Consider the following 23,207-nt stretch of genomic DNA (forward strand, 5'->3'; position numbering starts at 1 on the left):
GTGTCACAAGGCGCAGTAGGAGTGGCCGCATCGACGCGGCCCAGAGGAAGCGAGGAATGTCGTGATCGACGAAGCTCTCCGCGAAGCCGAGCAGAAGATGGCGAAGGCCGTGGAGGTCGCGAAGGACGACTTCGCCGCGATCCGCACCGGCCGGGCGCACCCGCAGATGTTCGCGGGCATCCTGGCCGACTACTACGGCAGCCCGACGCCGCTGCAGCAGCTGGCCGGTTTCCAGGTCCCCGAGCCCCGCACGGTCCTGATCTCGCCGTACGACAAGGGTGCGATGACGGCGATCGAGAAGGCGATCCGCGACTCCGACCTGGGTGTGAACCCGGGCAACGACGGCGCGGTGATCCGGGTGGTCATGCCGCAGTTGACCGAGGAGCGGCGCAAGGAGTACATCAAGGTCGCCAAGACCAAGGCCGAGGAGGCCAAGGTCTCGGTCCGCAACATCCGCCGGCACGCCATGGACCAGGTGCACAAGACGGTCAAGGACGGCGATGCGGGCGAGGACGAGGGCAAGAGTGCTGAGAAGCGGCTCGATGGGTTGACGAAGAAGTACGTCGACTCGGTCGATGACCTGCTCAAGCACAAGGAAGCCGAACTGCTCGAGGTGTGATGGGCGTCGAGAGCACGCCCGCGCCGAGTCCCAACCCGAGTCGTGCCGGGCGCAACCTGCCTGCTGCCATCGCGGTGGGAGTCGGGCTCGGCGCACTGATCCTCGGATCGCTGTACTGGCAGAAGGTCCTGTTCGCCGTCCTGGTGCTCGCGGTCGTCCTGGTCGCCGTGGACGAGATGATCAAGGCTCTGCGCACCGGGGGTGCGGAGATCCCGCGGATCCCGCTGTTCGCCGGTACGACGGCGATGCTGACCGCGGCGTACTTCGGGGGACCGATGGCGCTGCTGGTCGCACTGGGGCTCACGGTGCTGGGGACGATCTTCTGGCGGATGCCAGGTGGTTCGATCGGGTTCGTCCGCGACGTGAGCGCGGGAGTGTTCCTGATCGGCTATGTCCCGCTGCTGGCGGGATTCGCGATTCTGCTGGTCCAGCCGGACTCCGACGGCCCAGGGCGGGTGCTGACGTTCTTCGCGGTCGTGGTCGCGAGTGATGTCGGCGGGTACGTCGCGGGCGTGCTGTTCGGCAAGCACCCGATGGCGCCGACGATCAGCCCGAAGAAGTCCTGGGAGGGATTCACCGGCTCGGCGCTGGCGTGCATCGGCGCCGGTATCGCTGCGGTGGTCTTCCTGCTGGACGGCGACTGGTGGGTCGGCGCGATCGTCGGTGCGGTAGCCGTACTGACTGCGACGGTCGGCGACCTCGCTGAGTCGATGATCAAGCGCGACCTGGGCATCAAGGACATGTCGAACCTGCTGCCCGGCCATGGAGGCGTAATGGACCGGCTGGACTCTCTGCTAGCGACCGCTCCCGTCGTCTGGCTGCTGCTTCACCTGCTGGTGAAGGCATGACGATCGCACCGGACGGACGATCCCTGGTGGGCGACGTCGTACGGCTGGATCGGATGCAGGAAGGCGATATCGACGAGTTGTACGCCGCGATCGCGAACGAGCAGGTGTACGCCGGAGGCTTCGCCGGCGGGCCCGCTGCGATGCCGAAGAGCGCGGACGAGATGCGGGCGAAGTGGATCCCGGCCGCGGCCAAGCGGTTCGCGTACGTCGTCCGGACGGTTGCCGACGGCACGGTTGTCGGTACGTCGAGCCTCGCCGACGTCGACCTGGTGAACGAGCGGATCCACCTCGGCTATACCGGCTACGCGCCGGCCGTCTGGGGGACCGCGGTCAACCCGGCGGCCAAGCTGTTGCTGCTCGAGCATGCCTTCGAGGTGTGCGGATTCGGCCGCGTGAAGATCCAGACCGGCTCGAAGAACACCCGCTCGCAGGCGGCGATCGCCAAGCTCGGCGCGACCCGCGAGGGCGTTCTGCGGCGGCACATGCTGATGGCTGACGGCTCGTTCCGCGACACGGTCGTGTTCTCGATCCTGGCCGACGAGTGGCCGGATGTGCGGAAGCGGCTCGAGGCCCGTATCAACCGATGAGCTTCGCCAACGAGGCCAGGAGATCGTCCCGGTCGTAGGTGTTGGTCGTGATCAGGACCTCGTCCGCGGCTGTGCGCTGCACGAGGTCCTCGAGCGCGGCATGCACCTCGTCGGAGGTCCCGTAGTACTGACCACGCAATGCGTTCTCGAAGAACTCTTGCTCGCGGGCGTTCATGGTCGCGGGCACGTCAGGCTGCAACGGCGGGAAGACGCCGCGGGTACGTGAGTAGGCGCTGGCCCATGCCTCCGGCAACAACAGCTGACGGGCCGCCTCGGTGGTGTCCCCAACCGCAGCGGTGACGGCGAGGATGACGTAGGGCTCCGGCGCCCACGCGGACGGCTGGAAGGCTGCCCGGTACTCGGAGACCAGCTCCACAGAGTCAGGGCGAGCAGCCAGCACCACAGGTAGTCCTAGCGACGCAGCGATCGCCGCGCCTTCGCCGACGGCCAGGACGAACGGCGGGATCCGCAGTCCCTCGCCTGGTCGGGCGTGCACGTCCGACGTGCCAACGAGATAACCGAGCAGCTCCTGCACCTGTGCGCTGAAGTCGTCCGCAGCGTCCTTCTCGACGCCCAGCGCACGCCGTACGCCGTTGGTGAAGCCGACCGAGCGCCCGAGGCCCATATCGATGCGGCCCGGGTACAGCGACTCCAGTACGCCGAACTGCTCCGCGACGACGAGCGGCTTGTGGTTCGGCAGCATCACTCCACCGGTACCGACCCGGATGTGCGAGGTGCGAGCAGCAACCGCCGCAGCCAAGACGGTCGGGGCCGAGCCAACCACTCCGGGAACGCTGTGATGCTCCGACACCCAGAAACGCTTGTAGCCAAGGTCTTCCACCTGCCGCGCGAACTCCACCGTCGCCCGCAGGGTCTCTGGCTCCGTCTCGCCAACGCGCGTCCGAGAACGGTCCAGGACTGACAGCGGGACGGAGAGCATGTTCAGTCCAACGGGTCCGCCGGAGCCCTCATTCCCCGAGCAGCAACTGCAGGTCGTCGCGGAATCGCTCCGGCGCTGTCAGGGGAGCGAGGAACTCGCGCTCGACCTCCAGCCGGATCCGCTCCGCCGTTTCAAAGGTCGACTGACCAACAGACGTCAGTACGACGACATTCCGCCGCCGGTCCTCGGGGCTGCGCCGGCGCTCGACGAACCCACGCTCCTCCAGCCCGTCGAGCAGATCGCCGATCGACGTGCGGTCCACCCGCAGCCGGGCCGCGACCTCGAGCTGGGAGAGCGGTTCGCCGGACACGATCGCGGACAGAACCGCCAGGTCACGACCGTTCAGACCGTGCGGAGCCAGCGCCTTGGTCTGAAGCTCGGTCAGCTTCGCCTGGACGTGTTTGAGCAGGTACCCCAGCCGGTCGGACGCCATACCGTCAAATCTACCGGGCAACTGATCGTCAGGAAGACTGATCATCAGTTACCCTGACGATTATGGAACTGACCTTCGGTCTGAAGACCACCCCGATGCACGTCCCGTACGCCGACATCCGCCGCGTCTGGCTCGAGGCCGACGAGACCCCGCAGATCCGCGACGCCTGGCTGTGGGACCACTTCCTCCCGCTGGCCGGGCCGAAGAACGGCGACGTGCTCGAGGGCTGGACCCTGCTCACCGCGCTGGCCGCACAGACCACCCGGCTCCGCCTCGGCCTGCTCGTCACGAGCAACCGGATCCGCCCGCCGGCGGTCCTCGGCAAGATCGCCAGCACGCTCGACGTGATCTCCGGCGGCCGGCTGATTATGGGCCTCGGCGCCGGCGGCACCCATCAACCAGCCGACCTGAGCGGCATCGCGGGCCCGAATCCCGCGCTCGAGGAGTACGCCGCCTACGGATTGACGCTCGTGCCGCCGGGGGAGGGCGTCGACCGGCTCCGCGAGACCATCGAGATCCTGCGCCGGATGTGGACCGAGGAGGAGTTCGACTTCCACGGCCGCTACTACCAGCTCGAGCGCAATCGCAACGAACCCAAACCGATCCAGCCCGCGGGTCCACCGCTCCTGATCGGCGGCTGGGGTAATCGGATGCTCCGCCTGGTCGCGGAGTACGCCGACGTGTGGAACATCAGCGGTCCGCCGCACACCGACTTCGACACCCTCACCGATCGGGTACGCCGATTGGACGCGGAATGCGACCGGATCGGACGGGACCCGGCGACGCTCAGCCGATCACTGCAGCAGATCGTCTCGTACGACGATCCGGCCGCAACGCGGGCGATCGTGCAGCGGGCGGTCGGGCTGGGGTTCGACCACATCGTGCTGTCGCTCCCGCGCCCGTATCCGAACCACGCCGTGCGCTGGCTGGTTCGGGAGATCATCGAGCCTTTCCACTGAGCTGGAAAGGTTCGGTGATTTTTTCACCGCACCACCACAACCTGTGTCAGTATCAAACACAGACGATCCGCCCCGGTCGTCCAGTGAGGAGCTGACATGACCCCCACGACGAAGTTCAAGGCCGCCCTGTGCGGTCTCGCCCTGATTGCCGCCGCCGCCCTCCCGATGGCCGCAGCCCCCGCCACCGCAGCACCCGCCCCGTCCCAGACCGTTTCGGCCGAGGCAGCTGCCGCGACCAAGCCGGTACCGAAGCTCGGCTTCTCGACGCAGACCGTCAGGACGCTGAACATCGACTTCCAGTACCAGCAGACCGGCTACTGGTGCGGGCCGGCCGCGACCCGGATCGCGCTCTCGGCCCGGATCTCGCCGCCGAGCCAGCAGCAGTTGGCCAACGAACTGCCGACCACGACCAACGGAACCGACTGGATCGGCCAGGTCACCCGCGTGCTCAACAACCACGTCGGCACCGGCTGGTACGAGACGAAGGAGATGCCGAACGACCCGCCCACCCAGGCGCAGCGTGACCTGCTCTGGCGGGACGTCGTCCTCGACATCAACAACAACTACCCGATCGTCGCCAACATCGTTGCTCCGGCCAGCAACCACCCGCCGGGCTACCCGAACTACACGATCTACCACTACTTCACGGTGATCGGGTACGACGACAGCGACCAGACCGTACTGATCGCGGACCCGGCCGGGTTCGCGCCGACCGCGACGTACTGGCTGACCTTCAACCAGCTCGCCACGCTCATCCCGCCGAAGGGCTACTCAGCCTGACTGCGCTGTCCCTCGTCACGGCGAGATACCTTGTTCGCCGTGACGAGGGAACCGCGGTTGGAGATCGAGTACTGCACCCAGTGCCGGTGGCTGATGCGGGCGGCCTGGACCGCTCAGGAGCTGCTGACCACGTTCCCCCAGGAGCTGGGGGAGGTGGCGCTGGTCCCAGGGGCCGGTGGGGTGTTCGACATCGGCTTGGACGGGGAGCTGCTGTGGTCGCGGAAGGCGGAGGGCGGGTTCGCCGAGATTCCGCTGCTCAAGCAGATGGTGCGGGACCGGATCGCCCCGGACCGCAAGCTCGGCCACTCCGACCGCAAGCCCGCTGGTGACGCGGGTCATGGGATGTGAATTTGTGAACGGTCGACCGGCCTTGCGACAATAGATCGGTTATGACTACCTCCCTTCCCCTTGTGTTCGATGAGCCGCGCCGCGCCAAGAAGCCGCCGCGGCACCTGGCCGACCTCACGGGGGAGGAGCGCCGTACTGCGGTTGCCGCGCTGGGTGAGCCCGCGTTCCGGGCCAACCAGCTGTCCAACCACTACTTCTCCCGGCTGGTGTCCGACCCGGCCGAGATGACCGACCTGCCGGCCGCGACCCGCGACAAGCTGGTCGCCGACCTGATGCCGCCGCTGCTGACCCGCGTCCGCGACCTCGAGTGCGACAACGGCGAGACCCGCAAGACGCTGTGGAAGCTGCTCGACGGCTCGCTGGTCGAGTCCGTCCTGATGCGGTATCCGGGCCGCGTGACAATGTGCGTGTCCTCGCAGGCCGGTTGCGGGATGGCGTGCCCGTTCTGCGCGACCGGCCAGGGCGGACTGACGCGGAACATGTCGACCGCGGAGATCGTCGAGCAGGTCGTCGACGGTGCGCGGGCGCTGGCGCGCGGCGAGGTCGCCGGCGGGCCGGGCCGGGTCAGCAACATCGTGTTCATGGGTATGGGCGAGCCGATGGCCAACTACAAGGCCGTGATGGGCGCCGTACGCCGCTTCACCGATCCGTCGCCGGAGGGGCTGGGGATCTCGGCTCGCGGTGTGACGGTGTCGACGGTCGGGCTCGTGCCGCGGATCAACCAGCTCGCGACCGAAGGGATCCCGGTCACGCTCGCGCTGTCGCTGCACGCGCCGGACGACGAGCTGCGCGACGAGCTGGTGCCGATCAACAACCGCTGGAAGGTCGACGAGGTCCTCGACGCGGCCTGGGGGTATGCGCGGCAGACCAAGCGGCGGGTCTCGATCGAGTACGCGATGATCCGCGACATCAACGACCACGCCTGGCGGGCCGACCTGCTCGCGGAGAAGCTCAACGCGCGCGGCGACTGGGGCTGGGTGCACGTCAACCTGATCCCGCTGAACCCGACCCCCGGCTCGAAGTGGACCGCCTCGGACCCGGCCGACGAGCGCGAGTTCGTCCGCCGCCTCGAGGCCGCCGGCATCCCCACCACCGTCCGCGACACCCGCGGCCAGGAAATCGACGGCGCCTGCGGCCAACTCGCCGCCGCAAGCAAGTGACCGAGCCCGCGGACTTCACCCGCGTCCGCTGGCGCGAGGGGTACGCGATACCTGAGGTGGACGAGTTCCTCGACATCGCCAGCGGCTGGCTCACCAACCGCTAGGCCGTCGTCAGGACCTTCGCCAGGGCCGTGGGCTGGGAGAACATCGGCCAGTGACCGGTGGGCAGTTCGACGAGTTCCCAGTGTGGTGACTTGAGCTGCTCGGCCACGTCGGACGACGGTGTCGCGCCGTCCATCAGGCACTTGAGGTACGTCGTGGGCAGCTCGCTGAGGGGGCGGACCAGGTGCGCCGGCTCGGTGATGGAGCGGCCGGGATGCGGCGTACCGCGCTCCAAGATCATCGCGATCTCCTCGTTGGAGAGGTCTTGGCCGACGTAGTCCTCGGCGGTGAGCGGCGGCCAGTACCCACCGGACGACTCCAGCTGGTCCTGGACCCACGCCTGCCCCTCGGCCGACCAGCCGTCGACGAACGACTTCCCGTCGGTCGGGATGTTCGAGTCGACGTACACCACCCGCCGCAGCCGATCGCCGATCCGCCCCGCCGCCTGACCGACCGGTATCCCGGAATAGCTGTGCCCCACGAGCACGACGTCGCTCAGGTCCTGCGACTCGATCACAGCCACGATGTCGTCGACATGCTGCTGCTGACCGGCGTCTTCGTCCCGCCGCTCAGCCAGCCCGCTCAACGTCACGGGATAAACGTCCTGCCCCTCGGCCCGCAGTACAGCGGCCACCTCGTCCCACGCCCACGCACCCAGCCACGCCCCCGGCACCAACACGAAGTTTGTCATGCCGCGCACGCTAAACCCCACCACCGACAAACTGGAGGGGCGGCCAACATCGACGCTCGTGGGTTCTACCGGCGCCTCGGCTTCGAGGAGGAGGACGTGAAGTTGACCAAGCGGGTGGATGGGATGATCGAGGGGTGAAGATCCTTTCGATTCAGTCGGCTGTTGCGTATGGGCATGTGGGGAACTCGGCGGCTGTGTTTCCGTTGCAGCGGATCGGGGTCGAGGTGCTGCCGGTTTATACGGTGAACTTCTCGAACCACACCGGGTACGGGGCGTGGCGTGGGCCGATGATCAGCCCGGACGACGTACGCGAGGTTCTGCTGGGGATCGAGGACCGCGGTGTCCTTCCGCAGATCGACGTGGTGCTCTCGGGCTACCAGGGCGGCGAGGGGATCGCCGACGTGATCCTCGAGACCGTGCAAAAGGTGAAGGCGGCCAATCCGACCGCTGTGTACTCCTGCGACCCGGTGATGGGCAACGCCAAGTCCGGATGCTTCGTCGCGCCCGCCATTCCGGTGCTGTTGCGCGACCGGGTGGTTCCGGCGGCCGACATCATCACGCCGAACCAGTTCGAGCTGGGCTTCCTGACCGACACCGAGCCGGACACGCTCGAGTCCACGCTGGCCTCGGTGGAGCTGGTGCGGGCGACCGGCCCGCGTACGGTGCTGGTCACCAGCGTCGAGCGCCCCGACCGCGAGGACGGCACGATCGAGATGCTCGCCGTCGACGACAGCGGTGCATGGATCGTGCAGACGCCGCACATCCCGATGAAGGCGAACGGCTCCGGAGACGTGACGGCCGCGCTCTTCACGGCGCACTACCGGAGTACGGGCGATCTCGCAGAGGCTCTCGCACGTACGACGTCGAGCGTCTTCGACCTGCTCACCCGCACCCACGAGTCCGGCGAGCGCGAGCTGCAGCTGGTCGAGTCGCAGGACGCGTACGCCAACCCGCAGATGCAGTTCAAGCCACAGCGAGTCAGCTGACCAGACCGGCAGCCTCGTCGATGGTCTCCACGAGGTGGATCGGCATGGCGTGGTCAGCTGCCAGAGCCTGCAGGAGCGGCCAGACGGGCAGCTCGGTGGTCCAGTAGTCGGTGCCAACCAGGATCAGCGGGATCTGGGTCGCCGCATCACCGTAGTAGTTCGGGGTCACGGCCTGGAAGATCTCCTGGACGGTGCCGGCGGCGCCGGTCAGGTAGACGATGCCGCCGTGCGCCCGGCCGAGGAGAACGTCCTCGCGCTGGGCGTTCGAGAAGTACTTCGCGATCGCCGACGCGAACACGTTCGGCGGCTCGTGGCCGTAGAACCAGGTCGGGATCGACACCCCGCCGTCGCCGGGGAAGCGGGAGCGGACGTTCATGCCGGCGGTCGCCCACGCGCCGATCGACGGGCGGAAGGACGGTACGGCGGCCAGCTCCGCGAGAGCAGCATCGACGGCGGCATCGTCGTACGACGCCAGCGAGGCGCCGAGGTTGGCGGCCTCCATCGCGCCCGGGCCGCCGCCGGTGACGACCATGCGGCCCGCGCGGGAGAGCGCACGGCCGAGCAGTACGGCGGAGCGGTAGTCGGCGGTGCCCCGCAGTACGCCGTGGCCGCCCATCACGCCGACCCAGGGCTTGTCGTCGGGTAGTTCGGTGAGGGCGTCTGCGATGGCGTGGTCGTGAAGGGCAGCGGCCAGGGTGCGGCTGGTGTCACCCTTCTCGTCCTGCTGGCGGGACCAGGCGTAGATGCGGGCGTCCGGCGTGGCGTCGTATCCCTGCTCGAGGCCGGCGTACAGCTCGTCGGCGTCGTACAGGCGCCCGCGGTACGCGTCGAAGGGGAGCGCCGGGATCGCCGGGAACACCAGTCCGCCGCCGTCGCGGACCCAGGCGTCCGCCTTCTCCTCCAGCACGCAGCCGAGGAACACCGAGCCCATCGGCTTCAGCCCGGTGATCTCCGCAGTACGCCGGGTCAGGTCCACCGACTGCACCCGCCAACCGGTCATCGCGGTGGCCCCAGCCGCCAGCAGACGGTCGAAATGCTCCAGGGACTCGATGTCCACATGCGGGATGCTCGGCAACGTCACGGAGAGAACGGTAATAGACGTGCACTATGACATGAGGTAATGGTTGGACCATGACACACGCGCGGACACATGCGGAGCTCTGGGAGCGTCACAAGGCCGTCATGCCGGCTTGGCTCGCGTTGTACTACGAGGAGCCGATCGAGATCGTGGAAGGTTCCGGCCGCCGGGTCACCGACGGTGAGGGCAACACGTACCTCGATTTCTTCGCCGGCATCCTGACCAACGCGATCGGGTACGACATCGCGGAGATCTCGGACGCGGTGCGTGAGCAGCTCGGCACCGGCATCGCGCACACCTCGACGGTGTACCTGATCCGGAAGCAGATCGAGCTGGCCGAGCAGATCGCCGAGCTGTCCGGGATCCCGGACGCGAAGGTGTTCTTCGCCAACTCCGGCACCGAGGCGAACGAGACGGCCCTGCTGCTCGCCACCCAGAACCGCCGCTCCAACCAGGTGCTGGCGATGCGGAACTCGTACCACGGCCGCGCGTTCGGCACGGTCGCGATCACCGGCAACCGCGGCTGGTCCGCGAGCAGCCTGTCGCCGGTGAACGTGCAGTACGTGCAAGGCGCGTACCGGTACCGCAGCCCGTTCCGCGATCTGTCCGACGCTGACTACATCAAGGTCTGCGTCGACGACCTGCGCAACGTCATCGAGACCACGACCTCCGGCGACGTCGCCTGCCTGATCGCGGAGCCGATCCAGGGTGTCGGCGGGTTCTCGTCACCTCCGGACGGGCTGTACGCCGCCTTCAAGGAGGTGCTGGACGAGTACGGGATCCTCTTCATCTCCGACGAAGTACAGACCGGATGGGGCCGGACCGGTGACCACTTCTGGGGCATCCAGGCGCACGACGTCGTACCGGATGCGATGACGTTCGCGAAGGGACTCGGCAACGGGTTCGCGATCGGCGGCGTGGTCGCCAAGGCCGAGCTGATGGACAGCGTCAAGGCGAACTCGCTGTCCACGTTCGGCGGCAACCCGATCTCGACCAGCGCGGCGAAGGCGACGATCGACTACCTGCTCGACAAGGACCTGCAGGCGAACGCGGCCAAGCGCGGCGCCCAACTCGTCGACGGTCTGCGCGGGATCTCCGACGAGTTCCCCGAGCTGGGCGACGTCCGCGGCAAGGGCCTGATGCTCGCCGCCGAGATCATCAAGCCGGACGACAACACCCCCGACGCCGCCAGCACCGCCAAACTCCAGCAGGAGACCAAGAACCGCGGCCTCCTGGTCGGCAAGGGCGGCCTCTACGGCAACGTCCTCCGCATGGCACCCCCCATGACCCTCACCGAAGAGGAAGCCGCCGAAGCACTGGAAATCATCCGCGACTCCTTCAACACCCTCCGCTGAAGACGACTGAAGGCCCCTCGCACAAGCGAGGGGCCTTCAGTGTGTTCTAGAGCGGGGCTTCCGCCGAGGTAGCTGCCTCTGCGGCAGACGGTGGCGGGGCGCCGGTTACCTTGCGGCGGCGGCGGGAGCGGCCCTCGAGGTACTTGGCCAGGAGCGACAGCAGCGAGCACAGGCCGATGTAGATGACCGCGGTGACGATGTACGTCGGGATGTACGGGAAGCCGTACGTCAACCGGCCGCCCATCTGCTTCGCGACGTACAACAGCTCGCCGTAGGTGATGATGAAGCCGAGCGCGGTGTCCTTCAGCAGCACGACCAACTGGCTGACGATCGCCGGCAGCATCGCACTGATGGCCTGCGGCAACAACACCAGCCGGACCACCTGGTTCTTCCGCAGACCCATCGCGTACGCCGCCTCGCGCTGACCCTTGGGTACGGCGGCGATGCCGGCGCGGAAGATCTCCGCGAGGACCGAGCCGTTGTAGAGCGTCAGACCGAAGACGACCGCCCAGAACGGGCCGAGGCCGAGGTTGAACTGGATGTTGCCGAAGTAGAAGTAGAACATCAGGATCAGCAGCGGGATGGCGCGGAACAGCTCGACGATCAGCGTCGCCGGCGTCCGGAGCCACTTGCGGTCACTGATCCGCGCGGCGGCGAACACCGCACCGAAGAGCATCGCCAGTACGGCGGCCAGGCCGGCCGCCTTCAGCGTGTTCAGCAGGCCGTCGAACAGTTGCCGCTGGATCGACGAGTACTGGAACTGACGCCACAGCCGTCCTTCGAACTGGCCGTAGATGTACATCCGGTGGATCAGCCAGGCGATCACGCCGGCCAGCACCACCAGCACGATGATGTTGGAGATACGGTTCCGGAGCTTCGCGCGCGGCCCGGGGGTCTCGTACAGGACTGAGCTCATCAGGCCACCGCCGTCCGTCGTTCGGCCCACCGTTGCAGGAAGATCAGCGGCACGATCAGGATCAGGAACCCGATCGTGATCCACATCAGCGTGAGCAGCTGGTTCTCACCGCGCTCGGACATCGCGGCCGGGATCGCGCCGGCCTCGGCGACGGAGAAGCCGGCCGCGATCGTGGTGTTCTTCAGCAACGCGATCAGCACGCTCATCAACGGCGGGATGATCGCGCGGAAGGCCTGCGGCAGTACGACGATCGTGAGCACCTGGAAGAACGACATGCCGACCGCGCGCGCTGCCTCGGACTGGCCCGGTGAGATCGTGTTGACACCCGACCGGACCACCTCGCAGATGAACGCCGACGTGTAGATCGTCAGCGCGCCGACCGCGGTCCAGTACGGGTTCGGCAGGGACAGGTGCATCTTGGCGGCGCCGAAGAACAGGAACGCGAAGACCAGCGTGAGCGGCGTGTTCCGCAGGACGTTGACGTAGCCGGTGCCGACGCCGCGGAGCGCGGGCACCGGGGACACCCGGAACGCTCCCAGGATGGTGCCGAGTACCAGACTGAGCACACCGGACACCACGAACAGCCTGATGGTCAGCCAGAAACCGTCCCGGAACAGCGGCCAGTTGTCGGTGAGGACCGAGAACATCGCGACCTTCCTCTTGCCTTGCAGCTAAACGACAGCTAACGACAGCTAACGACTCATAACGACACAGCCCGGCCGCGGCGCCCGTCCAGGACGCCGCGGCCGGCTGCGGGATCAGTACTTCTCGAGCGGCGGCGGGGTCGAGTCCGAACCCGACTTGCCGAGCGTCTCGTCGTAGATCGCCTTCCAGGTGCCGTCGGAGGCCGACGTCTCCAGGATCGAGTTCACCTTGTCGCGCAGCGCCTTGTCGGCCAGCGGCAGGCCGATGCCGTACTTCTCGGTGCTGAACGGCTTGCCGACGACCCGCAGCTGGTCGGGCGCGCTGGCCGCGTAGCCCTTGAGGATGGCGTCGTCGGTGGTGAGCGCGTCGACCTTCTGGTCGAGCAGCTGCGAGACACACTCGGAGTACGTCTTGAACTCGGAGATGTTGCTGGCCTCGGTGAGGCCCTCGTCCTTGACCCGCTGGATCGGGGTCGAACCGGTCGCCGAGCACACCTTCTTGCCCTTCAGCGCGGTCTTGCCGGCGTCCATCGAGGTGTCGTCCTTGCGGACCAGCAGGTCCTGACCGGCGATGAAGTACGGACCGGCGAAGGACACCTGCTTCTTGCGCTTGTCGGTGATCGAGTACGTACCGACGTAGTAGTTGATCTCACCGCCGGCGATCGCGGTCTCCCGGTTCGCCGAGGGGATCTCCTTGTACTCGATCTTGTCCGGGTCGAGGCCGAGGCCGGCCGAGACCATCCGCGCGACCTCGATGTCGAAGCCGCAGCGCTTGCCGTTAGCGTCCTTGTAGCCGAGGTTCGGCTGGTCGGCCTTGACGCCGACGGTCAGCTTGCCGGCCGACTTGATCTTGGTGAAGGTCGGGCTGCCGGCCACGTCCACGCCGCTCGCGGTGGTGAACTTGTGCAGCTCGCCGCAGGAGTCGGTGGCGTTGCCGCCACCGCCACCGCTGGCGGCGGGCTCGTCCTTGCCACAGGCAACAGCGGTCAGCGCGAGCGCTCCGACGCCGAGAGTGGCGACGAGGTTGCGCATTCTCATGATCTGGTTCCCCTTCGTTGGTTACTACAGCTACAGCCGCGGGCGGGAGCTCAGTGCTTCAGGATCTTGCCGAGGAAGTCCTGGGCCCGCCGGGAGGTCGGGTTGGTGAAGAAGGTCTCCGGGTCGGCCTGCTCGACGATCTCGCCGTCGGCCATGAACACCACCCGGTTCGCCGCGGTGCGGGCGAAACCCATCTCGTGCGTGACCACGACCATCGTCATGCCCTGCTTGGCCAGATCGATCATCACCTCGAGGACCTCCTGGATCATCTCCGGGTCGAGCGCCGAGGTGGGCTCGTCGAAGAGGATGACCTTGGGGTCCATGGCCAGCGCCCGCGCGATCGCGACGCGCTGCTGCTGGCCGCCGGACAGCTGAGCCGGGTACTTCGAGGCCTGGTTGGCCACCCCCACCCGCTCCAGCAGCTCCAACGCCCGCTTCTCGGCCTGCTTCGGGTCGGTCTTGCGGACCTTCAGCGGGCCGAGGGTGACGTTCTGCAGGATCGTCTTGTGCGCGAACAGGTTGAACGACTGGAACACCATGCCGACGTCGGCACGCAGCCTGGCCAGGGACTTGCCCTCGCTGGGCAGCGGTTCGCCGTCCAGCCGGATCTCGCCCGTGTCGATCGGTTCCAGCCGGTTGATCGCGCGGCAGAGCGTTGATTTTCCGGACCCGGACGGGCCGATCACGACGACGACCTCGCCCTTGGCGATGGACAGGTTGATGTCCTTCAGGACGTGCAGCTCGCCGAAGTGTTTGTTGACACCGGACAGATCCACCAGCCCGGTTTTCGTCAGAGTGCCGGAATCGCTCATGGCCAGAACCTACTGGAGCCGGGGGTGCGGTCGCAGGCCCGGGTGGTACCCCCTTGGTAACGATCTGCAATATACCGGCGCTGACCGTAGCCGGGTGATCACGGACTGCTGGCGATTGTTCGTTTGTGAGCGACCCGGCCGCTCAGGTGACGATTCCGTACTCGCGGATCTTCCGATAGATCGTCGCGCGTGACATTCCCAACGCGGCCGCGGCGGCCTTCTTGTCCCCGTCGTACGTCGACAGCGCGTCGACGACCGCGTCCCGTTCGAGGGCCTCGATCGGGGTCAACTGCCGGCGCGTGGTGGCCCTGCACTCGGGCGGCAGGTCCGCGAGCTCGACCACTCCGGAGCGGCGTCGCCTGGCGACCGCGGTGAGGACGGCGCGCAGGTGGGAGATGTTTCCCGACCACGGCAAGCGCATCAGCTGGTTCATCGTGGCAGTGGAGAAGGTGAGGCCGCTGATGCCTGCCTTCGCCAGCAACGACCGGACCAGGGCCGGAACATCCTCGACGTGATGCCGCAGCGGCGGCACTTCGACGGTCCGGGGGAAGAACGCCAATAGCTCGTCGGCGATCTCGGACCGGTCGGCGGGCAACGTCAGCGCGACCCAGGCGTCCCCGGCGATCGCGCCGTCACGGACGTTCTGCAGCAACTCGGTCAGCCCGTCGAGGACCTCGCGGGTCAGCAGATGAGCCCGCCGGATGATCAGGTCGGCGCCGGAATCCAGCTCGGCGCGTGCCTCGGTCAGCAGGTCGTCGCCCATCGCCTCGGGATCGAGTACGACGAGGCGACGCTCGGGCGCCACATGCCGGCGTACCGCACGCAGCATGGAGAGCTTGCCCGTCCCCGGTTCGCCGTCGGCGATCAGCCACTCGGACCGGCTGCACGCCTCCAGCAGCTCCTGCGTGACGTGCTGCCAGACAGCACTCGTCCCCGTCGTCCCGGGAATCAACGGCGCCCGGGCGATCTGAGGACTGCGGACCGGAGCCCGTTGCTCCTTGATCTGGATGACGCCGCCGGCCAAGGTGTCGCCGAGGAAGGTCGGGCGATAGGCCAGTCGCGCGGTGGTCCCGCTGGGTAGATCGGTAATGAATACAAGCGGTTTGGTCCCGCCGCGGGCATCCCGCGTGCGGTCGATGAGTGCCGCCTGGTCGATGGCGTCGAACCGTGCCTGTGCGTAGGCGTTCATCATGAACACCTCGTCGCCGAGCGCCAGCACCGGACCGCCGCTGTGCCGGCAGGCCGCGTAGTAGTCGCTCAGCAAGGCGTGGTCCAGCGCGTTCGCTTCCTCGACGACCCGTTCGTGGATCCGCCGCGCGGCGAGCTTGGCGAACGACAGCAGGATCGTGTTCGAGTTCTTCGCCTGCGTCGTGATGTCGAGTACGCCGAGCAGCCCGCCGGTGACGGGATGCGTGATCGTCGCGCCGGCGCACGAGAACATCCGCAGCTTCCCGTTGTAATGCTCGGCTCCGTCGATCTGGATCGGTCCGCCCACCTCGAGCGCGGTACCGATCCCGTTCGTGCCGACGGTGGACTCGACGTACTGGAATCCGGGTGCGAGGTCGACCGAATCCAGTCGCCGGAGCAGCGACGGATCGCCGCCGCGACGGTCGAGGACGACACCCTTGGCGTCGGTCAGGATGATGCAGACCGGCTCGTTGTGGAGCTCCGACGACAGTGCGTCGATGACCGGCCGGGCCGCCCGGATCAAGGTGGTCTCGCGGTCGATCCGGTCGAAGTACTTCGGAGCGGGGCGGTCGACGTCGACCTGTGACGCCTGTGAGCGCTCCCACGACACTCGGATCGGATCCCGGACCGGCTGTGCAGCGCCCATAGCGGTCTCCTTCACGTCCGTCACCAGCGGAACTTCGACCAACGGTAGCTCGCTCGGCTGTGACCGCCATCTCACATTGAGACACGGAGACGTCCATCAGGCGGCTTTCATCTCCTATCAACCCCGATGATGGAGGCCCACATTGAGCAGGCAGAGTCTCACCAAGGCCCACGCCAAGATCACTGAGCTGTCCTGGGAACCGACGTTCGCGACCCCCGCGACCCGGTTCGGCACCGACTACACGTTCGAGAAGGCGCCGAAGAAGGACCCGCTGAAGCAGATCATGCGGTCCTACTTCCCGATGGAGGAAGAGAAGGACAACCGCGTGTACGGCGCCATGGACGGCGCCATCCGCGGCAACATGTTCCGCCAGGTCCAGCAGCGCTGGCTGGAGTGGCAGAAGCTGTTCCTCAGCATCATCCCGTTCCCGGAGATCTCCGCGGCCCGGGCGATGCCGATGGCGATCGACGCCGTACCGAACCCGGAGATCCACAACGGGCTCGCGGTGCAGATGATCGACGAGGTCAGGCACTCGACGATCCAGATGAACCTCAAGCGCCTGTACATGAACAACTACATCGACCCGGCCGGTTTCGACATGACCGAGAAGGCGTTCGCGAACAACTACGCGGGCACCATCGGCCGGCAGTTCGGTGAAGGGTTCATCACCGGTGACGCGATCACCGCGGCGAACATCTACCTGACCGTCGTCGCCGAGACCGCCTTCACCAACACGCTGTTCGTGGCGATGCCGGACGAGGCCGCGGCCAACGGCGACTACCTGTTGCCGACGGTCTTCCACTCGGTCCAGTCCGACGAGTCGCGGCACATCAGCAACGGGTACTCGATCCTGCTGATGGCGCTGGCCGACGAGCGCAACCGGCCGCTGCTGGAGCGCGACCTGCGGTACGCGTGGTGGAACAACCACTGCGTCGTCGACGCCGCCATCGGCACGTTCATCGAGTACGGCACGAAGGACCGCCGCAAGGACCGGGAGTCGTACGCCGAGATGTGGCGCCGGTGGATCTACGACGACTACTACCGCAGCTACCTGCTGCCGCTGGAGAAGTACGGCCTCACGATTCCGCACGACCTGGTCGAGGAAGCGTGGAACCGGATCACCAACAAGGGCTACGTGCACGAGGTCGCGCGGTTCTTCGCCACCGGCTGGCCGGTGAACTACTGGCGGATCGACGCGATGACCGACAAGGACTTCGAGTGGTTCGAGGAGAAGTACCCAGGCTGGTACTCGAAGTACGGCAAGTGGTGGGAGAACTACAACCGGCTCGCGTACCCCGGCAAGAACAAGCCGATCGCGTTCGAAGAGGTCGGTTACCAGTACCCGCACCGATGCTGGACCTGCATGGTGCCGGCGCTGATCCGCGAGGACATGGTCACCGAGAAGGTCGACGACCAGTGGCGCACGTACTGCTCGGAGACCTGCTACTGGACCGACGCGGTCGCGTTCCGCGGTGAGTACGACGGCCGGCCGACCCCGAACATGGGCCGCCTGACCGGCTTCCGCGAGTGGGAGACCCTGCACCACAACAAGGACCTGGCCGACATCGTGCAGGACCTCGGGTACGTACGCGACGACGGCAAGACGCTGATCGGCCAGCCGCATCTGGACCTGGACGACCCGAAGAAGATGTGGACCCTCGACGACGTCCGCGGCAACACGTTCATGAGCCCGAACGTGCTGCTCAACGAGATGTCCGACGCCGAGCGCGAGGCCCACATCGCGGCCTACAAGGCCAACGGAACTGCCTCGACCCACACGGCAGCCTGAGGAGGACCCGGTGGCCGACAAGCACCGTATCCAGTTCGAACCGGTCGGCATCGAGATGGAGGTCGGCGAGGAGGAGAAGATCCTCGACGCCGCGTTCCGGCAGGGGATCCATCTGATGCACGGCTGCCGGGAAGGGCAGTGCTCGGCATGCAAGTCGTACCTGCTCGAGGGTGACATCCAGATGGAGCGCTACTCGACGTTCGCCTGCAACGACGCGGAAGTGGCCGAGGGTTACGTGCTGCTCTGCAAGTCGCACGCGTACAGCGACTGCACGATCGAGTTGCTCAACTACGACGAGGAGGAGCTGCTCGGCGGCATCCCGATCCGGACCGTCGGCACGCGGGTCGCGGCGATCGAACCGGTCACCCGCGACATCGTGTCGCTGCGGCTCGAACCCGCCGAGCAGTTCGACTTCAAGCCGGGGCAGTACGTCGACATCACCATCCCCGGCACCGACGAACACCGCTCGTTCTCGATGGCGACGACCCAGTCGACACCGGGTGAGATCGAGTTCCTGATCAAGAAGTACCCGGGCGGCCGGTTCTCCGCCCTGCTCGACGGCGAGCTCGCGGTCGGCGACGAGCTGTCGCTGACCGGGCCGTACGGCTCGTCGACGCTGAAGGACGGCCACGTGCTGCCGGTCGTCTGCGTGGCCGGCGGGGCGGGGATGGCGCCCATCCTGTCGATCCTGCGGCACCTGAAGGAGACCGGCAGCACGCGTCCGGTCCGGTTCTACTACGGCGCGCGGACGGCGGCCGACCTGTTCTACCTGGAGGCGATCAAGGAGCTCGGTGCGGACCTGACCGGGTTCGAGTTCATCGCCTGCCTGTCCGAGTCGGCTCAGGACTCAGACGGGCTCCAGGTGGAGGAGGGCAACGTCACCGAGATCGTCGAACGGCGCGAGGCCGAGCTGCACCGCAGCGAGGTCTACCTGTGCGGTCCGCCGCCGATGGTCGACGCCGCCCTTGCGTTGCTGGAGGCAAGCAACGTGCCGAAGGACCAGGTCTTCTACGACAAGTTCACCAGCCCAGCTACCGATGGAGCCTGAGATGACCGAAACCACACAGACGAAACAGCGCAGTTTCCCGAGCATAGAGTTCACCGACTCCGAGGCCGGCGCGCTGGAGTTCCCGAGCTCGCAGAGCCGGTCGTACAACTACTACAAGCCGGCCAAGCTGCGGGCGACGATGTACGAGGACGTCACGGTCGACGTCCAGCCCGACCCTGACCGGCACCTGAGCCAGGGCTGGATCTACGGCTTCGGCAACGGCCCCGGCGGCTACCCGAAGGAGTGGACCGCCGCGAAGTCCTCGAACTGGCACGCGTTCCTCGACCCGAACGAGGAGTGGAACCAGACGATCTACCGGAACAACTCCGCGGTCGTCCGCCAGGTCGACCTCGGCCTGCAGAACGCCAAGCGGGCCAGGGCGTACGACGCCTGGAACCCGGCCTGGCTGAAGTTCGTCGAGCGCAACCTCGGCGCCTGGATGCACGCCGAGAACGGGCTCGCGCTGCACGTCTTCACCAGCATCCAGCGCTCCGGCCCGACGAACATGATCAACACCGCGGTCGCGGTGAACGCCGCGCACAAGATGCGGTTCGCCCAGGACCTCGCGCTGTTCAACCTCGACCTGTCCGAGGCCGACGTACCGTTCGACGGCTCGGCGCACAAGGAGGTCTGGCAGAGCGCGCCGGAGTGGCAGCCGACGCGTGAGGTGGTCGAGCGGCTGACCGCCGTCGGCGACTGGTGCGAGCTGTTGTTCGCCACCAACATCGTGTTCGAGCAGCTGGTCGGGTCGTTGTTCCGGACCGAGCTGGTGATGCAGATCGCGGCCCGCAACGGCGACTACATCACGCCGACGATCGTCGGCACCGGCGAGCACGACTACGACCGCGACCTGTCCTACAGCCGCAACCTGTTCCGGCTGCTGACCCGGGACGCGGAGTTCGGCGAGAGCAACAAGGTGCTGTTCGGCGAGTGGCTCGCCCTTTGGGTGCCGCGCTGCCTCGACGCCGCGCACGCCCTGCAGCCGATCTGGTCGCAGCCGGCCGACAAGTCGGTCACGTTCGCGGACAGCCTGGACGCGGCCAAGCAGAAGTTCCGTTCCCTGCTCGAGGACCTCGGGCTCGACACTCCGAAGGAGCTGGACCAGTGAGCATGCAGTTCGGATCTGAAGCCGAGTTCTCCAACAAGACCGGCGTGACCCTGATGAACACCCCGATCGGCCGCGTCGTCGCGCAGGTGATGGGCGCGAAGGACGGGGTCGAGCTGACGGAGTACCCGTCGATGATCCGCGTCGACGGGACCGGGCTGCTCGACTTCGACTACGCGGAGCTGTCCGACGCGCTCGGGATGGAGTTCGACGGGTCGGTGTTCGAGGAGATCTCCTCGACGCACTACGGCCGGATGGTGCACCTGGACGACAAGACCATCCTGTTCGCGAGCCCCGAGGACGCCGCCGAGTACATCGGCTTCGACCTCACCACGAAGTGAGCGCGCATGTACGAGAAGAACGGTGAGAAGTACTACATCTGCGACGCGCACATCGCGTTGTGGGACGCGCGCCCGGAGAACCAGCGCAACATCCACGGCAAGCAGTTCATCGACTGCTTCTACGACTACCACAAGAACCTCAGCCCGGCCGAGGTCGTGTGGGACTACGACACCTACACGTACTACGGCGAGCAGCGCCTGCTGAAGGACCTCTTCGAGGACGGGTACGTCGATCACGCGATCTTCCAGCCCGCGATCCTGAGCGACTTCTACAAGCGCGGTTTCGGCCAGACCGAGGACGCCCTGGCGTTGACCAAGGCGCACCCGGACAAGCTGACCTACAACCACGCGTGGGACCCGCGCCACGAAGAGGCCGGGCTCGAGCAGCTCCGCAAGGACGCCGACCGGATGGGCCTGAAGGGCGTCAAGCTCTACACGGCCGAGTGGAACGGCGACTCCCGCGGGTACAAGCTCGACAGCAAGTGGTCGCGGCGCTATCTCGAGGAGTGCCTGAAGCTCGGTATCAAGAACATCCACGTGCACAAAGGCCCCACCATCAGGCCCTTGGACCGGGACGCCTTCGACGTCGCTGACATCGACCAGGTGGCGACCGACTACACCGAGCTGAACTTCATCGTCGAGCACGTCGGCCTGCCCCGGCTCGAGGACTTCTGCTGGATCGCCACCCAGGAGCCCAACGTGTACGGCGGTCTCGCGGTCGCGATGCCGTTCATCCACAGCCGGCCCGGGTACTTCGCGCAGATCATCGGCGAGCTCCTCTACTGGATCGGCGAGGACCGGATCCTGTTCTCCTCCGACTACGCGCTCTGGACGCCGAAGTGGCTGATCGAGCAGTTCGTCGACTTCCAGATCCCGGCGGACCAGACCGAGTACGCGCCGATCACGGTCGAGCAGAAGAAGAAGATCCTCGGCCTCAACGCGGCGAGCCTGTACGGGCTCGACGTACCGGCGGAGCTGCGGCTGTCCGAGGCTGTGGCGTCATGATCGCGGTCGCCGCGTCGCCGGCACAGTCGCCGGAACTGGAAGCCGACATCACGGCGGCGCTGGCGACCGTCGTGGATCCCGAGCTGGACCAGCCGATCACCGAGCTGGGCTTCGTTCGGTCGGTGCTGATCGACGACGACGGCGTGACCGTCCACCTGCGGTTGCCGACGTCGTTCTGTGCCCCGAACTTCGCCTACCTGATGGCATCCGACGCAGGTGATGCCCTGCGTCGGGTGCCGGGCGTGGGCACGGTGACCGTACTGCTCGACGATCACCACGACTCGGACAAGATCAACGCCGGCCTGGCCGCGAACGCGGGCTACGTCGGCACCTTCGGCAACGAGGCCGATCAGGACCTCGACGAACTGCGTCGTACGTTCCAGCGCAAGGCGCACACCGCGGCGATGGAGCGGTGCGTGATGGCCCTGCTCCGATCCACCGGCAAGACCATCGAACAGATGCCGGGACTCACGCTCTGGCACCTGCCCGGCGGTCCGCAGAAGGACGCACTGCTTCGCCGGCGGACCGACATCGGGCTCGGGATCCGGCCGGAGGATCTCGTGCTGGTCGACGACGACGGCGTACCCGTCCCGCCGGACGCGGCGCCGATGCGACTGCGGTTCGCCAAGGCCGTCCGGATCTCGGTCGAGGGCAACGCGCACTTCTGCCGTGGCCTGCTGACGACCCGGTACGACGACGACGAGCCGCTGGCAACCCGGATCACCAACACGAGGAGGACCCGATGAAGGCCGTACAGGTCGTCGGCTATCACAGCAAGCTTCAACTGGCCGATGTTCAGGAGCCGAAGATCACCGGGCCGCTCGACGTCGTCGTGCGGATCGGCGGCGCCGGGGTGTGCCGGACCGACCTGCACATCCTCGAAGGACAGTGGGCCGAGAAGAGCGGCGTACTGCTGCCGTACACGATCGGGCACGAGAACGCAGGCTGGGTGCACGCGATCGGCGACGCCGTCACGAACGTTGCCGTCGGCGACAAAGTGATCCTGCACCCGTTGATCACCTGCGGACTCTGCCGGGCCTGCCGGTCCGGCGACGACGTGCACTGCGAGGCGTCGGCGTTCCCCGGCATCGACACCGACGGCGGGTACGCCGAATACCTGCGGACGACGGCACGCAGCGTCGTCAAGATCGACGACTCGCTGGAGCCCGCGGACGTCGCGGCCCTCGCAGACGCGGGGCTGACGGCGTACCACGCGGCGGCGAAGGCGGCGCGCTCCCTCCGGCCGGGCGCTGTCTGCGTGATCATCGGCGCCGGCGGACTCGGCCACATCGGCATCCAGGTGATGAAGGCGATCTCGGCCGCGACCCTGGTCGTCGTCGATCGCAATCAGGCCGCGGTAGACCTGGCCGTCGAGATCGGCGCCGACCACGGAATCGTTGCCGATGGCACCCATGTGGAACAGGTCCGGGCGCTGACCGGACGGCACGGCGCGGAAGCGGTGATCGACTTCGTCGGCGAGGGCGGTGCCACCGCCGACGGGATCGAGATGCTGCGCCGGGCCGGCAACTACTACGTCGTCGGCTACGGCGAGAACCTCGACGTACCGACCATCGACATGATCTCCACCGAGATCAACTTCATCGGCAACCTGGTCGGGTCGTACAACGACCTGCAGGACCTGATGGAGCTCGCGGCGCAGGGCAAGGTCGCGCTGCACACCACGAAGTACCCGCTGGAGGAGTTCCAGCAAGCCCTCGACGACCTCGACCGCGGCAAGGTCCGCGGCCGGGCAATCCTCATCCCCTAACACTTCTCTGGCAGGAGGCAG

General features: G+C 67.1%; 26 protein-coding genes. 17 read left to right on the forward strand and 9 right to left on the reverse strand.

From position 1 onward, the window contains the following. The first annotated feature begins 64 nt into the window (after positions 1 to 64). From frr to EV645_RS37695, 3 genes are read left to right on the forward strand one after another with little or no spacing between them, the layout of a single operon-like run. Positions 65 to 619 carry a ribosome recycling factor gene (gene frr, locus EV645_RS37685; protein ID WP_242000918.1) on the forward strand — a complete coding sequence of 185 codons (555 nt, stop codon included), beginning with the start codon at positions 65 to 67 and terminating at the stop codon, positions 617 to 619. After that, on the forward strand, positions 619 to 1,467 hold the full coding sequence (locus EV645_RS37690; protein ID WP_130449303.1) for a phosphatidate cytidylyltransferase: 849 nt from the start codon (positions 619 to 621) through the stop codon (positions 1,465 to 1,467). Before frr ends, EV645_RS37690 begins: the two co-directional genes overlap by 1 nt. Continuing rightward, the gene (locus EV645_RS37695) at positions 1,464 to 2,054 is read left to right on the forward strand and encodes a GNAT family N-acetyltransferase (RefSeq protein WP_130449305.1); all 591 of its coding nucleotides are present in this window, start codon (positions 1,464 to 1,466) and stop codon (positions 2,052 to 2,054) included. The genes EV645_RS37690 and EV645_RS37695 overlap by 4 nt, the downstream gene beginning before the upstream one ends. Here the strand turns inward: EV645_RS37695 and EV645_RS37700 are convergent. Both EV645_RS37700 and EV645_RS37705 read right to left on the reverse strand, forming a co-directional pair. Continuing rightward, positions 2,044 to 2,994 carry an LLM class flavin-dependent oxidoreductase gene (locus tag EV645_RS37700; protein ID WP_130449307.1) on the reverse strand — a complete coding sequence of 317 codons (951 nt, stop codon included), beginning with the start codon at positions 2,992 to 2,994 and terminating at the stop codon, positions 2,044 to 2,046. The two genes, EV645_RS37695 and EV645_RS37700, sit on opposite strands and share 11 nt — an antisense overlap. Before the next feature lie 28 nt (positions 2,995 to 3,022). After that, complete coding sequence (locus EV645_RS37705) at positions 3,023 to 3,427, reverse strand: MarR family winged helix-turn-helix transcriptional regulator (protein WP_130449309.1); 405 nt, start codon at positions 3,425 to 3,427, stop codon at positions 3,023 to 3,025. A gap of 62 nt (positions 3,428 to 3,489) precedes the next feature. Here EV645_RS37705 and EV645_RS37710 point away from each other — a divergent pair, with 62 nt between their 5' ends. From EV645_RS37710 to EV645_RS37730, 5 genes are all read left to right on the forward strand, one after another. After that, a complete protein-coding gene (locus tag EV645_RS37710; RefSeq protein WP_198682123.1) occupies positions 3,490 to 4,386 on the forward strand; it encodes an LLM class flavin-dependent oxidoreductase in 897 nt (298 codons plus the stop codon). A gap of 96 nt (positions 4,387 to 4,482) precedes the next feature. Next, positions 4,483 to 5,166 (forward strand): C39 family peptidase, encoded by a 684-nt coding sequence (locus tag EV645_RS37715; RefSeq protein ID WP_198682124.1) that lies wholly within the window; start codon positions 4,483 to 4,485, stop codon positions 5,164 to 5,166. Between the two features lie 39 nt (positions 5,167 to 5,205). Then, complete coding sequence (locus EV645_RS37720; protein ID WP_130449311.1) at positions 5,206 to 5,514, forward strand: Rdx family protein; 309 nt, start codon at positions 5,206 to 5,208, stop codon at positions 5,512 to 5,514. 41 nt (positions 5,515 to 5,555) lie between these two features. Next, positions 5,556 to 6,674, forward strand: coding sequence for a dual-specificity RNA methyltransferase RlmN (rlmN, locus tag EV645_RS37725; protein ID WP_130449313.1), 1,119 nt, complete (start codon positions 5,556 to 5,558; stop codon positions 6,672 to 6,674). Then, on the forward strand, positions 6,671 to 6,778 hold the full coding sequence (locus EV645_RS37730) for a DivIVA domain-containing protein (RefSeq protein ID WP_130449315.1): 108 nt from the start codon (positions 6,671 to 6,673) through the stop codon (positions 6,776 to 6,778). Before rlmN ends, EV645_RS37730 begins: the two co-directional genes overlap by 4 nt. On the opposite strand, the gene EV645_RS37735 is transcribed toward EV645_RS37730, so the two are convergent. After that, positions 6,775 to 7,467: an alpha/beta fold hydrolase gene (locus EV645_RS37735; RefSeq protein ID WP_130449317.1), complete on the reverse strand. Its 693-nt coding sequence runs from the start codon at positions 7,465 to 7,467 to the stop codon at positions 6,775 to 6,777. The genes EV645_RS37730 and EV645_RS37735 overlap by 4 nt on opposite strands. A 134-nt stretch (positions 7,468 to 7,601) precedes the next feature. Here EV645_RS37735 and pdxY point away from each other — a divergent pair, with 134 nt between their 5' ends. Beyond that, positions 7,602 to 8,453: a pyridoxal kinase PdxY gene (pdxY, locus tag EV645_RS37740; protein WP_130449319.1), complete on the forward strand. Its 852-nt coding sequence runs from the start codon at positions 7,602 to 7,604 to the stop codon at positions 8,451 to 8,453. Here the strand turns inward: pdxY and EV645_RS37745 are convergent. Beyond that, positions 8,446 to 9,534, reverse strand: a complete 1,089-nt coding sequence (locus EV645_RS37745; RefSeq protein WP_130449321.1) for an LOG family protein — start codon at positions 9,532 to 9,534, stop codon at positions 8,446 to 8,448. The genes pdxY and EV645_RS37745 overlap by 8 nt on opposite strands. 50 nt (positions 9,535 to 9,584) lie before the next feature. Between EV645_RS37745 and EV645_RS37750 the strand changes: the two genes are divergently transcribed. Next, the gene (locus tag EV645_RS37750; protein WP_130449323.1) at positions 9,585 to 10,886 is read left to right on the forward strand and encodes an aspartate aminotransferase family protein; all 1,302 of its coding nucleotides are present in this window, start codon (positions 9,585 to 9,587) and stop codon (positions 10,884 to 10,886) included. 46 nt (positions 10,887 to 10,932) lie between these two features. Here the strand turns inward: EV645_RS37750 and EV645_RS37755 are convergent, their stop codons facing one another. From EV645_RS37755 to EV645_RS37775, 5 genes are all read right to left on the reverse strand, one after another. Next, positions 10,933 to 11,802 (reverse strand): amino acid ABC transporter permease, encoded by an 870-nt coding sequence (locus EV645_RS37755; RefSeq protein ID WP_130449325.1) that lies wholly within the window; start codon positions 11,800 to 11,802, stop codon positions 10,933 to 10,935. After that, the gene (locus EV645_RS37760) at positions 11,802 to 12,449 is read right to left on the reverse strand and encodes an amino acid ABC transporter permease (RefSeq protein ID WP_130449327.1); all 648 of its coding nucleotides are present in this window, start codon (positions 12,447 to 12,449) and stop codon (positions 11,802 to 11,804) included. Before EV645_RS37760 ends, EV645_RS37755 begins: the two co-directional genes overlap by 1 nt. Positions 12,450 to 12,560: 111 nt before the next feature. Continuing rightward, positions 12,561 to 13,484 carry a glutamate ABC transporter substrate-binding protein gene (locus EV645_RS37765; protein WP_130449329.1) on the reverse strand — a complete coding sequence of 308 codons (924 nt, stop codon included), beginning with the start codon at positions 13,482 to 13,484 and terminating at the stop codon, positions 12,561 to 12,563. Positions 13,485 to 13,534: 50 nt separating this feature from the next. After that, positions 13,535 to 14,296: an amino acid ABC transporter ATP-binding protein gene (locus tag EV645_RS37770; protein WP_130449331.1), complete on the reverse strand. Its 762-nt coding sequence runs from the start codon at positions 14,294 to 14,296 to the stop codon at positions 13,535 to 13,537. Between the two features lie 142 nt (positions 14,297 to 14,438). Beyond that, complete coding sequence (locus EV645_RS37775; protein WP_130449333.1) at positions 14,439 to 16,130, reverse strand: sigma-54-dependent Fis family transcriptional regulator; 1,692 nt, start codon at positions 16,128 to 16,130, stop codon at positions 14,439 to 14,441. A gap of 142 nt (positions 16,131 to 16,272) precedes the next feature. Here EV645_RS37775 and EV645_RS37780 point away from each other — a divergent pair, with 142 nt between their 5' ends. From EV645_RS37780 to EV645_RS37810, 7 genes are read left to right on the forward strand one after another with little or no spacing between them, the layout of a single operon-like run. Continuing rightward, positions 16,273 to 17,919, forward strand: a complete 1,647-nt coding sequence (locus EV645_RS37780; RefSeq protein ID WP_130449335.1) for a ferritin family protein — start codon at positions 16,273 to 16,275, stop codon at positions 17,917 to 17,919. Positions 17,920 to 17,929: 10 nt separating this feature from the next. Continuing rightward, the gene (locus EV645_RS37785; protein ID WP_130449337.1) at positions 17,930 to 18,967 is read left to right on the forward strand and encodes an FAD-binding oxidoreductase; all 1,038 of its coding nucleotides are present in this window, start codon (positions 17,930 to 17,932) and stop codon (positions 18,965 to 18,967) included. A 1-nt stretch (position 18,968) separates the two neighbouring features. Further along, positions 18,969 to 20,075 carry an aromatic/alkene monooxygenase hydroxylase subunit beta gene (locus tag EV645_RS37790; protein ID WP_130449339.1) on the forward strand — a complete coding sequence of 369 codons (1,107 nt, stop codon included), beginning with the start codon at positions 18,969 to 18,971 and terminating at the stop codon, positions 20,073 to 20,075. Positions 20,076 to 20,077: 2 nt separating this feature from the next. Next, entirely contained in the window at positions 20,078 to 20,413 is a 336-nt protein-coding gene (gene mimD / locus EV645_RS37795; protein ID WP_130449341.1) for a propane 2-monooxygenase effector subunit MimD, read from the forward strand. Between the two features lie 6 nt (positions 20,414 to 20,419). Then, positions 20,420 to 21,418 carry an amidohydrolase family protein gene (locus EV645_RS37800; protein ID WP_130449343.1) on the forward strand — a complete coding sequence of 333 codons (999 nt, stop codon included), beginning with the start codon at positions 20,420 to 20,422 and terminating at the stop codon, positions 21,416 to 21,418. Next, the gene (locus EV645_RS37805) at positions 21,415 to 22,164 is read left to right on the forward strand and encodes an iron-sulfur cluster assembly protein (protein ID WP_130449345.1); all 750 of its coding nucleotides are present in this window, start codon (positions 21,415 to 21,417) and stop codon (positions 22,162 to 22,164) included. Before EV645_RS37800 ends, EV645_RS37805 begins: the two co-directional genes overlap by 4 nt. Next, positions 22,161 to 23,186: an NAD(P)-dependent alcohol dehydrogenase gene (locus EV645_RS37810; RefSeq protein WP_130449347.1), complete on the forward strand. Its 1,026-nt coding sequence runs from the start codon at positions 22,161 to 22,163 to the stop codon at positions 23,184 to 23,186. The genes EV645_RS37805 and EV645_RS37810 overlap by 4 nt, the downstream gene beginning before the upstream one ends. Positions 23,187 to 23,207 lie beyond the last annotated feature (21 nt).

The sequence above is a fragment of the Kribbella rubisoli genome (assembly GCF_004217145.1).
In the GTDB taxonomy this organism is placed as follows: Bacteria; Actinomycetota; Actinomycetes; order Propionibacteriales; family Kribbellaceae; genus Kribbella; species Kribbella rubisoli.

Excerpts from the sequence above, each read along its gene's own strand:
- EV645_RS37690 (WP_130449303.1), top strand. The coding sequence starts at position 619 with ATGGGCGTCGAGAGCACGCCCGCGCCGAGTCCCAACCCGAGTCGTGCC.
- EV645_RS37695 (WP_130449305.1), top strand. The coding sequence starts at position 1,464 with ATGACGATCGCACCGGACGGACGATCCCTGGTGGGCGACGTCGTACGG.
- EV645_RS37700 (WP_130449307.1), bottom strand. The coding sequence starts at position 2,994 with ATGCTCTCCGTCCCGCTGTCAGTCCTGGACCGTTCTCGGACGCGCGTT.
- EV645_RS37705 (WP_130449309.1), bottom strand. The coding sequence starts at position 3,427 with ATGGCGTCCGACCGGCTGGGGTACCTGCTCAAACACGTCCAGGCGAAG.
- EV645_RS37710 (WP_198682123.1), top strand. The coding sequence starts at position 3,490 with ATGGAACTGACCTTCGGTCTGAAGACCACCCCGATGCACGTCCCGTAC.
- EV645_RS37715 (WP_198682124.1), top strand. The coding sequence starts at position 4,483 with ATGACCCCCACGACGAAGTTCAAGGCCGCCCTGTGCGGTCTCGCCCTG.
- rlmN (WP_130449313.1), top strand. The coding sequence starts at position 5,556 with ATGACTACCTCCCTTCCCCTTGTGTTCGATGAGCCGCGCCGCGCCAAG.
- EV645_RS37735 (WP_130449317.1), bottom strand. The coding sequence starts at position 7,467 with ATGACAAACTTCGTGTTGGTGCCGGGGGCGTGGCTGGGTGCGTGGGCG.
- EV645_RS37750 (WP_130449323.1), top strand. The coding sequence starts at position 9,585 with ATGACACACGCGCGGACACATGCGGAGCTCTGGGAGCGTCACAAGGCC.
- EV645_RS37755 (WP_130449325.1), bottom strand. The coding sequence starts at position 11,802 with ATGAGCTCAGTCCTGTACGAGACCCCCGGGCCGCGCGCGAAGCTCCGG.
- EV645_RS37760 (WP_130449327.1), bottom strand. The coding sequence starts at position 12,449 with ATGTTCTCGGTCCTCACCGACAACTGGCCGCTGTTCCGGGACGGTTTC.
- EV645_RS37765 (WP_130449329.1), bottom strand. The coding sequence starts at position 13,484 with ATGAGAATGCGCAACCTCGTCGCCACTCTCGGCGTCGGAGCGCTCGCG.
- EV645_RS37770 (WP_130449331.1), bottom strand. The coding sequence starts at position 14,296 with ATGAGCGATTCCGGCACTCTGACGAAAACCGGGCTGGTGGATCTGTCC.
- EV645_RS37775 (WP_130449333.1), bottom strand. The coding sequence starts at position 16,130 with ATGGGCGCTGCACAGCCGGTCCGGGATCCGATCCGAGTGTCGTGGGAG.
- EV645_RS37790 (WP_130449339.1), top strand. The coding sequence starts at position 18,969 with ATGACCGAAACCACACAGACGAAACAGCGCAGTTTCCCGAGCATAGAG.
- mimD (WP_130449341.1), top strand. The coding sequence starts at position 20,078 with ATGCAGTTCGGATCTGAAGCCGAGTTCTCCAACAAGACCGGCGTGACC.
- EV645_RS37800 (WP_130449343.1), top strand. The coding sequence starts at position 20,420 with ATGTACGAGAAGAACGGTGAGAAGTACTACATCTGCGACGCGCACATC.
- EV645_RS37805 (WP_130449345.1), top strand. The coding sequence starts at position 21,415 with ATGATCGCGGTCGCCGCGTCGCCGGCACAGTCGCCGGAACTGGAAGCC.
- EV645_RS37810 (WP_130449347.1), top strand. The coding sequence starts at position 22,161 with ATGAAGGCCGTACAGGTCGTCGGCTATCACAGCAAGCTTCAACTGGCC.